The organism is Cohnella rhizosphaerae (genome assembly GCF_029525575.1).
GTDB classification, from domain to species: Bacteria; Bacillota; Bacilli; order Paenibacillales; family Paenibacillaceae; genus Cohnella; species Cohnella rhizosphaerae.
This window is the reverse complement of the sequence record NZ_JAPDIA010000008.1, coordinates 803,384-816,112: the sequence shown is the minus strand read 5'-3', so window position 1 is coordinate 816,112 and position 12,729 is coordinate 803,384. Positions and strand designations below refer to the sequence as shown.

At 56.5% G+C, this 12,729-nt stretch carries 10 protein-coding genes and 3 pseudogenes; 1 reads left to right on the top strand and 12 read right to left on the bottom strand.

Annotated features, from left to right (window positions below):
- Positions 1-141: 141 nt before the first annotated feature.
- Positions 142-1,041 (bottom strand): annotated as a pseudogene (rnz, locus tag OMP40_RS27260) (ribonuclease Z); the annotation flags it as partial.
- Between the two features lie 104 nt (positions 1,042-1,145).
- Positions 1,146-1,589 carry a MarR family winged helix-turn-helix transcriptional regulator gene (locus OMP40_RS27255; RefSeq protein ID WP_277536019.1) on the bottom strand — a complete coding sequence of 148 codons (444 nt, stop codon included), beginning with the start codon at positions 1,587-1,589 and terminating at the stop codon, positions 1,146-1,148.
- A gap of 146 nt (positions 1,590-1,735) precedes the next feature.
- Here OMP40_RS27255 and OMP40_RS27250 point away from each other — a divergent pair.
- Positions 1,736-3,185 (top strand): annotated as a pseudogene (locus OMP40_RS27250) (MFS transporter).
- 87 nt (positions 3,186-3,272) lie between these two features.
- Here the strand turns inward: OMP40_RS27250 and OMP40_RS27245 are convergent.
- The 10 genes and pseudogenes from OMP40_RS27245 to OMP40_RS27205 form a co-directional block, all read right to left on the bottom strand.
- Positions 3,273-3,431 carry a hypothetical protein gene (locus tag OMP40_RS27245; protein WP_277536017.1) on the bottom strand — a complete coding sequence of 53 codons (159 nt, stop codon included), beginning with the start codon at positions 3,429-3,431 and terminating at the stop codon, positions 3,273-3,275.
- A gap of 300 nt (positions 3,432-3,731) precedes the next feature.
- Positions 3,732-4,682: an ArnT family glycosyltransferase gene (locus OMP40_RS27240; protein ID WP_277536016.1), complete on the bottom strand. Its 951-nt coding sequence runs from the start codon at positions 4,680-4,682 to the stop codon at positions 3,732-3,734.
- A gap of 246 nt (positions 4,683-4,928) precedes the next feature.
- The gene (locus tag OMP40_RS27235) at positions 4,929-5,378 is read right to left on the bottom strand and encodes a hypothetical protein (protein ID WP_277538216.1); all 450 of its coding nucleotides are present in this window, start codon (positions 5,376-5,378) and stop codon (positions 4,929-4,931) included.
- 32 nt (positions 5,379-5,410) lie between these two features.
- Complete coding sequence (locus tag OMP40_RS27230) at positions 5,411-5,911, bottom strand: IS1595 family transposase (protein ID WP_277536015.1); 501 nt, start codon at positions 5,909-5,911, stop codon at positions 5,411-5,413.
- 316 nt (positions 5,912-6,227) lie between these two features.
- Positions 6,228-6,947, bottom strand: coding sequence for a YebC/PmpR family DNA-binding transcriptional regulator (locus tag OMP40_RS27225; protein WP_277536014.1), 720 nt, complete (start codon positions 6,945-6,947; stop codon positions 6,228-6,230).
- Positions 6,948-7,017: 70 nt separating this feature from the next.
- Positions 7,018-8,598, bottom strand: a complete 1,581-nt coding sequence (locus OMP40_RS27220) for a hypothetical protein (protein WP_277536011.1) — start codon at positions 8,596-8,598, stop codon at positions 7,018-7,020.
- Positions 8,599-8,747: 149 nt separating this feature from the next.
- Positions 8,748-9,971 carry an MFS transporter gene (locus tag OMP40_RS27215; RefSeq protein WP_277536010.1) on the bottom strand — a complete coding sequence of 408 codons (1,224 nt, stop codon included), beginning with the start codon at positions 9,969-9,971 and terminating at the stop codon, positions 8,748-8,750.
- Between the two features lie 142 nt (positions 9,972-10,113).
- Complete coding sequence (locus OMP40_RS27210; protein WP_277536008.1) at positions 10,114-11,016, bottom strand: sensor histidine kinase; 903 nt, start codon at positions 11,014-11,016, stop codon at positions 10,114-10,116.
- Between the two features lie 184 nt (positions 11,017-11,200).
- A pseudogene (locus OMP40_RS42350) lies at positions 11,201-11,809 on the bottom strand (ABC transporter permease subunit); the annotation flags it as partial.
- Entirely contained in the window at positions 11,802-12,725 is a 924-nt protein-coding gene (locus tag OMP40_RS27205) for an ATP-binding cassette domain-containing protein (RefSeq protein ID WP_277536007.1), read from the bottom strand. The gene OMP40_RS27205 and the pseudogene OMP40_RS42350, both read right to left, overlap by 8 nt.
- Between the last annotated feature and the right edge of the window lie 4 nt (positions 12,726-12,729).

Genomic DNA, 12,729 nt, shown 5'->3' with positions numbered 1-12,729 from the left:
CAGCGCGAGCGTGATCTGATAGCCGCGCGACCGAGCGCTGTGCAGCACGTCGAACACGACGATTGCGCGACAGCGACGTCAGTTTCGTCTGACGCTCCTTTTTTAGTTCCTTCGACCTTAAGCTCGATCTTTCCATCGATCTTATATGAAAATTTCCTTGAAATCGTATGCGGCCTCGATCAGCGGGAATGCCGCGGCGGCTTGCTCGATGAGGGCTTGGACTTGCACGTCGTCATACCTGGCGCTGATGTGGCTGACGACGAGCCGCTTGGCTCCGGCAGCGGCTGCGGTTTCCGCCGCCTGCAAAAACGTCGAATGCCCGTATAGCGCCGCCTTTTCCTCCAGTCCGATACCGAACGTCGCTTCGTGGACGAGCACATCGGCGCCTTGAGCCAGTCGTGCCGCGTTTTCGCACTTTACCGTATCGCCTAAGATCGTAACGATCCTGCCGGTCGCGCCCGGCCCTACGGCGTCCGCAGCCCGAATAACGGCGCCGTCGGGCAGCGTGATATCCTCGCCGCGTTTGAGCTTGCCGTATAGCGGACCGGGCGCCGCCCCGCGGCTGGCCAAATATGCCAGATCAAGCTGTCCCGACCTCGGATGCTCCTCGATCCGGAAGCCGAAGCTGCGCACGCGATGCGAGAGCTCTCCGGCAACGATCCTGAATCGCCCGTCGTCGAACGCCTCGCCGTCGCGATCGAGCTCGCGGATATCGAGCTCGTAGTTCAAATGCGCTTCACTGTAATGCAGAACGCCTTCGACATACGCGCGCAAACCCGGCGGACCGTACAACTCCAGCTTGTCCGCGCCTTCAAAGTACGTCCGGCTGCTTAATATGCCGGGCAATCCGTATAGATGGTCTCCGTGCATATGCGTAATAAAAATCCGGTTCAGCTTACCCAGCTTCAGCTTGGACCTTAGCAGTTGATGCTGCGTGCCCTCGCCTGCGTCGAACAACCAAAACCGGTTTTGATTTTCCGGGAAGACGAGCGCGATCGACGTCACGTTGCGGTGAGCGGTCGGCCGGCCCGCGCTCGTGCCTAAAAAACAACAGCTTCATGAACCGCACCTCGCTTGGTGTCGCCGACGAACGGCAGGAATAAGGTTTAGGATGCCAAGCGAGCAGCGCTTAAATCCAAATGACCTCATTCGTCAAGGTTCAGCGCAGACGTATCGAGTCCGAGGTACATCTTTTGCAGCAGCGCCTGCAAAGTCTCGATCTCGTCCGCGGTTAAACGGGCCGTCAGCAACCGATTATAATCGTCTAATATCGCTTGCAGCGTCGGCTCGAAGCTGATCGCCCGTTCCGTCGGAAAAAGCCGGTACGAACGCCGATCCTGTTCATCGACCGTCCGCGTCACGTATCCCGCCTCTTCCAACTGCCGGATACAGCGGGTGGTCGTGGCTTTATCGAATTTGACGACGTTCGTCAATTTGTCCTGATTCATGCCGGGCGTCGCCAATATCGCTCTCAGATAGCTGTGCTGCCCCCCGCTGCCGATGTCGTGCGGCTTCAGCTTTTCGGCCAGCTCCCGCTGCGAGATTCGGTTGATCAAAGACATGAGCCTGCCTACCGTGTACGGTCTCATGTCGGGCCTCCTTCCGGCGAAACGATCGAATATTCCTAGCTTAGCGCAATGAAGTTGCTGTCGCAACTAAATTGAGTTAAACTAGCTTTATCTCGAATTTAGTTGCGCCCGCAACCAAGTGTCTGAAAAAGGAAGGTTGGCATGCGATGACCTACCAGGACGATCCGGTTATCCAAAAAAACAGATGGCTCATTCTTATCATTCTTAATCTCTTTACCTTCATGGCGACGCTGGACGGCAGCATCGTCAACATCGCCTTGCACGTCATATCGAAGGAGCTAAGCCTACCCGTCGCACAGACCGAATGGATCGTCACCGCCTATTTGATGACAATCTGTGCGGCCATTCTGTTTTTCGGAAAGCTCGGTGACATCGTCGGCAAAATAAAAGTATTCCGCACGGGCATGACGATCTTTACAGTCGGTTCGCTTTTGTGCGGGCTTAGCGACAGCCTGCCGGCAATCATCGCATCGCGTCTCGTCCAAGCGCTTGGCGCATCGATGACGATGGCGAACAGCCAGGGCATCGTTACCGATATTTTTCCCGGCAGCGAGCGTGGCAGAGCGTTGGGGCTGACCGGCACGTTTGTTTCGCTCGGCATAATCGCCGGTCCCAGCCTTGGCGGGCTTATTTTATCGGGACTCGGCTGGGAATATATTTTTTGGGTCAACGTTCCAGTCGGACTCGCAGCGCTGGCGATCGGCTGGCGCAAGCTTCCCGCCGACTTGAGCAAACTCAAAGTCAAGATCGACGCGGCCGGCAGCGCGCTGTTCACCGTCTTTATTTTGCTGCTTTTTGCAGGACTGCTGCTCGGGCAGCAATATGGTTATTCGCAGCCATGGATCTTAACCTCGCTTGCGGCTTCGGCGATCGTATTCGTTTCCTTTATCCGTTTCGAGAAAAGAACCCCGAACCCGCTGCTTCGGCTCTCCATGTTTCGTAATCCGCTTTTTTTCGCTCAGCATTTTATGCGGGTTTCTCGTGTTCGTCTCGAACGCCTGCTTCAACATCATCGCACCCTTTTACGTGCAGGACATTATTGGATTGACGCCGTCCCAGGCCGGATTACTCATGATGCTGTTCCCGATCGTCATGGTCGTCGTCGCGCCTCTCAGCGGCGCCCTCTCGGACAAGATCGGATCCGAGCTGCTGACGTTTTTCGGCCTCCTCGTACTGATCGCCGCCCAGTTGGGCATGGCCGCGCTCGGCCAGGACAGCTCGATTGCGCTGGCAGGCACGTGGATGGCGCTTCTGGGCCTGGGCAGCGGCTTGTTCCAGTCGCCAAACAATTCATTGATCATGTCCAAGGTGCCCAAGACCCAGCTAGGCATCGCAGGCAGCATTAACGCGCTGACCCGCAACATCGGCATGGTCGCGGGCATTACGCTCGCGACAACCACGCTCTTCGGCGTCATGAGCGTAAAAGCCGGCCGTCGGGTGCAGGACTTCGGCTCCGCCAGTCCCGATCTGTTCCTCGCGGGCATGCGCGTCGTATTTTTGACGGCATCCGTCATCTGCATGACCGGCGCGCTGTTAACCGGCTGGCGCCTCTGGTCCGCCCGCCGCAGTGCCCGCGCGAAGACGCTGAACGCTTAGCGCGACCTTCAGGATGCGTGCCGCGGTTCGTCAATTTTCTCCTCGCTTAACGGCAAAAAAGCATGGCGCTGTCCGCCATGCTTTTTCTCATGCCTCCAAGCCGCCTGCGGTATCTTTAGCCGTTTCGTCCAACGAAGACGCAGCCTTACGGATCGAACCGTATGTCTGCCAGACGCCGTAGCTTACGAGCAGCATAATCGCCGGGAGAAGATCGAGCCGGTATCGCGTCTGAATCTCGATGACCAAATGTACGCCTGCGTAAATCAACAACAGAAGGATATACAGGAGCGGCCCCCCTGTACATCCCGGCTCTCCATAACGCAAGCAGAGCAAATAAAGCAAACCCGCAAAAAAACGACGTATTGCGGCCGTTCGGCCTTGCTGAGCGACCGCTCCAGCTGGTTCCGACCGCTCCCTTCAAGACTCCAGTAAGCCGACGAATCACCGCTTCCCCACATGAGCGCCAGTTTCCTGCCCATTAAAGCCACGACCTGCGCTTTATCCTCGAGTCTCTCCTTGATTCGCAGAAGCTCCGCGCGATGCCGTTCATCGCCGAACGCAAAGCCGTTCGCGTACTGCGCATCCTCTTTGTTCCAGCCCCCCGTTGGCGTCGGCGTTAAGTCCAACCATGAACTTCCAATACTTATCTCCATCCGACAAGGCGTGCTGCGTGACGCCCGCATTGTGAAGCGAGACGTTCGCGGCCCATTGAATGGCGGCATAAATGCCGATCATCGCGACCAGCATGCCCGCTTGCCTCCAGGCTTTTCTCCTTCTTCCCTCGCGAAGCTTTTTCCACACTTCCAGCATGGCGAACAAAACGATGCCCACGATATATACGACGCCGATCGGCCGGATCAACTGACCGGCTCCGATGGCGAGCCCCGCCCACAACCAGGACAGCAGCGAGCCTCTCCGTTTGAGCAGCAGCGAACATCCGAGGAAAAACAAGAAGACGGATAAATGCTGGTTCGTAAGCACCGAGCACATCAAAATGTTCGGCAAATAAAAAGCGTAAAAGCACGAAGCGATTCTCCCGCACGTCTCGTTGAACAATCGAGCGCCCGTGAAATAAAGGATCACGGCGGTACCCATGTTGAAGGCGGCTCCGATCACCTTCAAAGCGACCAAAGAATCTCCAAATATCCGGATGATCATGGCTTCGTACATCGTAAATCCGAGCTGATAGGGAAAACTCGTAAAATAGGCCGATTCCGCAAAATCGAACTTCCCTGAAGCCGCTTCGCGCGCCGCCTCGTACAAAAAAAGAAAATCCGAGCGGGGCGGCGCCTGGTTGAACAGGATCCAACCGATTCGGACGCCCAGGCCGATCGCGACAAGCAGAACCAGAAACGCGTTGCGCCCAGGCCGTCGGTTCAGCACATGCGCGATCAACAGCGCTACAAGCGCGCAACAAACGGTCGAGGCAAGCGTTTGTGCGAACGAGCCGTAAGCATCCACCGTAAACACGAACGACGAAATAAAAATAATAGCCATAAACAGGCTGCCTATCGTAAGAAACAACCGCGCTCCATACATGTAAGACACTCCCAATAGCGCATTCGGGAATCAAAATCGTCTGCGCCTATCTTCTATTGGAGTCTAACACACTAACCTCGCTATTAGAAATTTTGTGCGTCCGCCAGGACGGAAGATGCCCTTTTCGCCCATTAAAACGATATCCCCGTCGCTCAGGAGCAAATCAATTCCAAGCGAGCGCCGCTTATTTTCGACGATAGCCGGCTAATGACTATGTAAATAATGGTTGCATATCGGCGACCCAGGTTCAACAGACGCAAAGCGAGGCAGAAAGCTTCGCCGATGCGTTTGACCGGTCCAACGAATCGAACGGACGCCGTACCGCTTGCGTACGAGCTCGGGTTGCGTAATCGTGCGAATACGGCCGCACAGGGATAGCAGCGAAGCGAACCCCTCCGTTCGTACGTTCACGCGAAAGCAGTATTCGTCCAGGTAAGCCTGCAAATGCTTGGGTCCGATGCCGCCGAACGTCCGCGCCAGCCAACCGATCGCGCCGCGCCAGACGACTCCCAACGCCGTCACGCCCTCGCAACCAGACGCCTTGACGACCTCGATGCGCCGATGACCCGCTTTGTCCTCTGCCGCATGCCGCCACAAAAATCCGCCGAACGAATCGGCGGCGAACGCACGGCGACTGAATGCGTCGGCGGACATTCGCTTGATCTTAACCCTCCGCCAGCGCTCCGCTAACCGGGTCGATCGAAGCGCCGGCAACGGCGGGCTCTTCCCGGTATGTCAGCGGATCCGCGGGACGGTTCGTCGCAGGCCGCGCATAAAAGTCCCCCCAACAACTGCAGATCTCCGATCAACGGCCGGCCCTCGTCGTGCACCTGGATCGCATAGCGAAGCTTGTGATTGATCAGCCAGGCGGTCTTGTACGTCACCTGGATCAGCTCCGACAACAGCTTGGCCGATATGCCGGTCTGCATCAGATACAACGCATGAAACCACTTCACGAGCGGCGTACGGGTGCCTTCAAGAATCGTGCCGGCCGTCAGCGAGGTCTGGCGAGCGCACGAGCGGCACTCGAACAGCCGCGGGCCGCGCGAACCGATCCGATAAAAGTCGGGTCCCCCGCATCGCGGACAACGAAAGCCGTCAGGCCACTTCGCACGAAAAAGGGCGGTCTCGCAATCTTCTTCGCAAAAAGTCGGCGCCTGCTCGCATATCCGGTTCGAAGCACTCATGACGTTCCCCCCAAATAAATAAGATCATATGTTCCCATTATACCTGTTTATTCCATGGATTGCAAATCCTTATTTACCTGTGCGAAAGGGATACCGGTGTTATGGTTTCATGAAATGCTGGATCAGTATTTGACCTGTACGAAAGGGATAGCGTTGTCACTGTCCTATCAGCACTTCCCCTGTGCGAGGGGGGATATCGTTGTAATTTGAAAAATAGAGGATATTGCGGAGTCTCAGCGTTCGGAAAAGTCGAAATCGTCCATTAATGCGAAGCAGTCTGCGGACAAATTAAAAAACCCGCTTGCGCGGGTTCGAATTATTCTTCCGTATCGACGTTGTGATAAACTTGCTGAACATCTTCGAGATCTTCGATCGCATCGAGCATTTTCTCGAACTGGGCTTGGGCATCGTCGGTTAACGTCACGTAGTTCTGAGGAATCATCGACAGCTCCGCGACGGCGAATTCGGTTATGCCGGCCTGCTTGAACGCCTCTTGCACCGCATGAAATTGCTCGGGATCGGCGTAAACGATAACGGTATCGTCTTCTTCGACCACATCGCGGACGTCGACGTCCGATTCAAGCATCAGTTCGATCACTTCGTCTGCGGTTTTGCCGGAAACGCCGATGACCGCGGATGCGTCGAACATATAAGCGACGGAGCCGTTTACGCCCATATTGCCGCCGTTCTTGCTGAACGCGGCGCGTACGGCGGAAGCCGTACGGTTGACGTTGTTGGTGAGCGTGTCGACGATGACCATCGAACCGTTCGGCCCGAAGCCTTCGTATCTCAGCTCGGAGTAACTCTCCTCGGAAGATCCCTTTGCCTTGTCGAGCGCCCGGTCGATGATCGCTCTGGGGACATTGTATGTTTTCGCCCGTTCAAGCACGACCTTGAGCGCGCGATTCGCTTCCGGATCCGGCTCGCCCTTCTTGGCCGCTACGTAGATCTCGACGCCGAATTTGGCATATACGCGACTTGTATTCGCGTCCTTGGATGCTTTTTTCTCTTTAATATTGTTCCATTTGCGTCCCATGCTTCTACCTGCCTTATCTCGATATAAAAAAGCCGCTTAGGCAATATTCTGATAGGACGGTATGCGAATGTCAAGCTTGGCATGAATGGAAGAGCAATTCGTCAAGAACCCGCATGGTCGCCATCAACTGGTCGAGCGGCGCTCTGCCGGCAGAGAGCCGAAGCGCGTTTTCCTCCGGCGTATCACCATGAACCGCATTCAGCCGGAGCGAATCGAAGCCGAAGCTGCCTCCGGAAATCAGATGCATGCCTGTCGGCGCAGCGCTCGCGCACGCATCGATGCGCGCTTGATAGGCTTTTTCGGACAGCTCACCGTGCAGTCTGATGTAGAAAACGGTGCCGATCCAATGCTCTCCCTCCAACGTAAAAGCGTCGGAGGCGTTAACGGATAAAAAATAATCTTTGATCCTGCCTTGTTTTTGCAGATAACGCAAATAGGCATTCATCCAATGCGCGTTACGATTGAGGCGTCCAAGCCGCGCTTCGATCGTCGAAAAGTCGGGAGCGGGCAGTTGACGAACGTGGAGCGGGCTCGCCCCTGCGTCCAGTATGGACAACAGCTCGACCCACCTTGCGCGATGCGACGCCTCCAACATCGCTTGGCCGCAGGCGACCAAATATCCGACGTTCGCAAGATCGAAGCCGTATTGCAGGTACTTGATGCCGCTCTCCACGCTCACAAGCACGATGTGCGAAGGCAATTCGTTCGCATAACGCTGGAACATCCGATTGGAGATGGAGGTCAGCGTCCTGTCCACCACTACAAATAGCCTTTCATTCCCGCAAGGCTGATGGCGGCGCAAACAATCGAACAGTCTGTCCAGGTCTACCGGCGGCCTGACAGGCCAGCACTGTCCGGGATCGACGATGAGGCATCCGATCTTTTGCGACGACTCGAGAATGCCGTATATTTCGTCGGGGGCTGCCACCCTGACGTCTTCCAGCAAAGTTTTTGCAAGTTCAACGCCTTCGCCATAGAAGCCGGATTGAATAATGCAAGGCAGACGCCGTTCCGAAAACGTACGAAACGCCGCGATGGCGAGCTCCAGCGCTTTCATGCCCGAAGTGGTCAGAAAAAGCGAGCTGCGGCTCAGCAAACCGTCCGGCATGCCGTAAAACGCTCGCAGCGCGGCATCCTCGTATGCTTTTACCGCCTCGCTGCCATAGCAGCGCTGGTAGGTGCCCTCCTCCGTCTGCGCAAACCCCGCTTCGTCGGTCAACGTCTGTCGCCCGCTGTGCGACTGCTTGCCGGGCGTTTGCCAGTCGCTGCCCGATACGATTCCGCCCAGCTGTTTGTATAGCTTGCGAATTTCGTATTTTAACGTTAAATAATCGTCCCAGGTCGACTTGGCCGGTCGTTCGATGAACGACGACGCTCGGCTGTCGAGCGTATCCACTTGGCGCGCGAAGGCGGCAGCCAGCTCGCGTTCGAAGGGGGCATCGGGATAAATATCGTTAAAATAAGCGAGCTCGCGCCGAATGCCTTTGAGCAGCCAATGGAGTTCCTCCGCATCCGACCGACGGTCGGCATCGCCGATTCGCGCGAGCGTGCCGGCAGCCGAAGCGTCTAGCGGTTGATTGTCCGCGATGCGGCGCCAGTCCCATGCGTTTGGATCGAGAGCCGTTTCCGAATAAGGTACCCCGCTGGACATGATTCGCTTTCCTCCTCGCGGATTAACGTTAGAATGGACTCTTTTACCCTTTCGCAAACTGCTGCAAACGCCAACGAGAGGTCCTTCCGGACCTCCGAATGCGGATAAGTGCGGCTTTATCCTTTCCAAAACTGCCGATAGCCTTCGTATTAGCCTTTGGCAGGCTGCGCGTCTTCTTTAGGGCGAATCAGGAACAGGGTCAGAAGCGCAGCCGCAAACGCGCAGGCCACCATGACCCAAAAAAACAGCGGTATGGATTGCTGCATCAGGACGGAAGCCGCCGGCGGGCCGCCCGCTACGCCGACGAAACGCATGCTGCTGTAAAAGGAACTGATCGACCCGCGCTGTTCTTTTTCGATGCCTTCGGTGACAAAGGCGTCCAAACATGGCAGAGCGGCTCCGATACCGAGTCCGGCCGCGCTAAAAAGCGAGATGCGCCCAACCGTCACATCCCACAGCAAACATCCCGCAACGGCAAGCGCCGTGATGAAAAAGCCGATGGTTACGGTCCATTTCATCAACTTTTTACGTCTGCCGATCCATTTACCGGCCGCAAAGGAAGCTGCGCAAAGAACGGCTAGCGGGATGGCCAGCACCAGCCCTTTAAGGATGCCTTTCATCTGGTGTTCCTTCTCGAGCGTTTCGGACAAATAAAACAAAAGACCGAAAAGAATGAACATCGTAAAGCAAATGACGATAAACAACGCCGTCAGCCAGCGGGCTTTTTCCTTGTAAAGCTCCCATACGGTACGAAGAAACAATTTGGGACTCGGCGGCTTCTCCTTTTTCTCTGTTTTCGGAGGACGGACGAGCCACAGCACCAGGACGATTGAAACGGCGCAAAGTACGGGAATCGACCAAAACGGCGTACGCCAAGCGATGAGGGCGAGCGCCGATCCTAAAATCGGACTAAGTACTTTTCCGAAGGTATTAAACGTCTCGATGAGGCCCAGTCCCGTGCTGATCCGCTCCTCGTCCTTGAACATATCTCCGACGAGCGGCAGCACGATCGGCATTGCGCCAGCGGCGCCGATCCCCTGCAGCGCGCGCCCGGCGAGCAGCAGGCCGTAGCTGTTCATGCCCGCCGCCCAGATGCAGACGCCTCCGCCAGCGGCAGCCAGGATCAGACTCGGAATGATGATTCGTTTGCGGCCGATCCGGTCGGACAAATATCCGGCCACGGGGATCAGGATGATCGCCATGATCGAATAAACGGTAATGACCAGGCTCGACTGAAGCGCGGATATGTTGAGCGCCCGCTCGATCGCAGGGAGAACGGGGATCAGCATGGAGTTGCCTAACGTCATGATCAGCGGGATGGAGGAAAGCGCAAGGAGTGCCGCGGTTTGTTTACGGTCTTGGGCATGCTTCATTTTCGGCAACCTTCTCCTCATCGTCGAAGTGATCCGTACATCAGCAAATGATCCTCGAATACTGTTTGCATCTAAAGGTCGATCCATACATGACGCCGCGTTCGGCCTGCCCGAAAACGCAAAAAGCCGGCTAAACCGGCTTTCAAAGCAATTTCCACTTGCATATCAAGCGTAACGTATGGCCGTTCATCTCGGCGGTCAAGAGGCCCCCCATCTTGCTCATCAGACCCCGCGCGATAGATAAACCAAGTCCCGAGGCAACGCCCGAACGGGAGGCATCCGCCATATAGAAACGGTTGAACAACAGCTCCGTATCCGTCCCGCTCAGCTGCGGGGCTTCGTTCGAGAGCGTGAAGATCGCCGCGTCCGAACGGACCTCCAGTCTGACGCCAAGCGTGCCGCGCGCGTGTCTGATCGCGTTGACGACGAGATTTTCCACCACTCTCCGCACCGCGGATTCGTCGGCTAGAACCGTTATGCTTCGCATGTCCAATTCGAATGACGGCGCCAGCCCCTTTTCCGCCATCTCGTCGTGAAAGCCCATCAGGATGTCCGGCAAGAGCTTGTCGAGCCTAAGCTTCGACGGCTTCAGCGTATAATCCGTTGAATCGATCATCGCCAATTCGTAGAAATCGTTAAGCAAAGCTTGGAGCCGCAACGTCCGTTTGCGAATGACGCCGATCGCTTCGTCACGCTCTTGGGCCGACAGATCGCGCGAATCGAGCATCTGGATATACCCGAAGATGGAAGTGAGCGGCGTACGCAAGTCATGCGAGATGTTGGCGACCGCCTGCCTGAGCTCTTCTTCGGTGCGTCCGCGTTCCGCGTTTGCCCGGACGATCAGATCCGTATGCCTGTTGATCTCCACCGCGAGCGCTTCCAGATCTCGATCCGGTATCCCCATCGTGAGCTTGGCGGCAGTTTCGCCGTCGTTGTAACGCCGAACCAGCTTCGTTAATCCGCGGATCTCTCGTTTCAACAAAAGCAGGCGCAGCAGACAGATCGCCGCCGCGAGCCCCGCGACGATGACGAATACGAGTCCCATGCGCCCGCCTCCTTTCGCAATGCGTTATCGGATTTCTTTGCGTCTGAATATGGCGACCGCAACGGCCCCAAAGGCAATAGCCACGAGCAAGGGAACGTATAAGCTCTCTGCAAAAAAAAGCTGCGCTCATTTGGGGATCCGCATAATGATTAATCAAGTTAAATATCGAATGCTCGTAAAGGGTCTCGACGAACGGAATATGCCTGCCGGCCATCACATAAAGGCCGTCCGCAAAAAAGTAAAATACGAACGCGAATCCGATCGTCTTCCCGCTGTCCGTAAGCAGCGTCGCGATGGCGCCGGTCAAAGCCGCAAAGGCGGCTGCGAACGCGAGCGTCAGGGCGAAAGATTGAATTAGATATTCCGATTCCGATACGCCCGGCAGATCTCCCAAGCCGAACAGCATTGTGCCAAGCGCAACGTTCACGGCCGGGAAGACGAGCGCGGTCAGCATGGATCCGAAAACGAATACGATCATTTTAGCCACGATATATTTTCCTCGGCCGTAGCCGGAAGCAACCGCGCGTTTGATCGTCCCCGTCGAATATTCGCTCGAGATGTAGAAGCCGGCCAACACGCTGAGTCCGATCTTGATGATATAGTTGTTGCCCCCCATCGCCGAGGTCAGCATATCGAGTCCGGTCGTGCCGGAAAGCGCGCCGCCGTCGTTGGGGTCGTCGAAATAGTTGAGCAGCACGTATGCTGCTGCCGAGAGAAACAAAAGCGACAGCAGCAGCCAAAACGAACGGTTCCGCAATAGCTTGTACCATTCCGATCGAAGCAGATTAAGCATGTTCGCCGCCTCCGATCCGCGACGTGAAGTAGCTCTCCAGGTCTTCGCCCATCGGCATGAATTGTTCGAGCGCGAGCCCCTCGCCGACCAGCGTCGACGAGACCGACGCCGGACGATCCAAATACGCGAACAAACGAATGGATCCGTCGTTCGTCACTTCGAATGCCGTCGTGGCCAGTTCCCGCTCGATGACGGCAGCGGCGCGTTCCGGACGATCGACCTTGATATGAATGAACTGCCTGCACTTTTCCTGAAGCTCCCTGCTCGTCAATTGCTCCAGCAGCTTGCCTTTATGGATAATGCCATAGTGCGTGGCCAACAGATGCAGTTCGCTGAGAATGTGGCTGGAGATGAGGATGGTGATGCCCATCTCCCGGTTCAGCTTCGTGAGCAGCTCTCGCATCTCCACGACGCCCATCGGATCAAGCCCGTTCGTCGGCTCGTCGAGAATGAGAAATTCGGGCGAACCGAGCAGCGCGACCCCGAGCGCCAATCGCTGCTTCATCCCGAGCGAGAAATTTTTCGCTTTTTTTCTGCCCGTACCCGACAAGCCGACCAGTTCGAGCGTGCGTCTCACGGCGTCCCGTCCCGGGATGCCTTGCTGCAGACGATGGGCCTCCAGATTTTCGGCAGCGGTCAGCTGCGGGTACAGCGCGGGATTTTCGATGGAGACGCCCATTCGCTTGCGCGCGCGGACCAGCTCCGATCCGCCCGTGGCGCCGAACAGCTCCACCGTGCCGGAGGTGGGGAAGGCGAGCCCCGTCACCAGCTTCATCAGCGTAGACTTGCCCGCCCCGTTCTGCCCGATGAAGCCGTAGATCGTTCCCTGGCGAATGGCGATGTCCACGCGGTCCAGCGCCGTCTGGTTTTTGTACTGTTTGGTCAGTTGATGCGTTCGAAGCACGTATTCGTTCAATTTT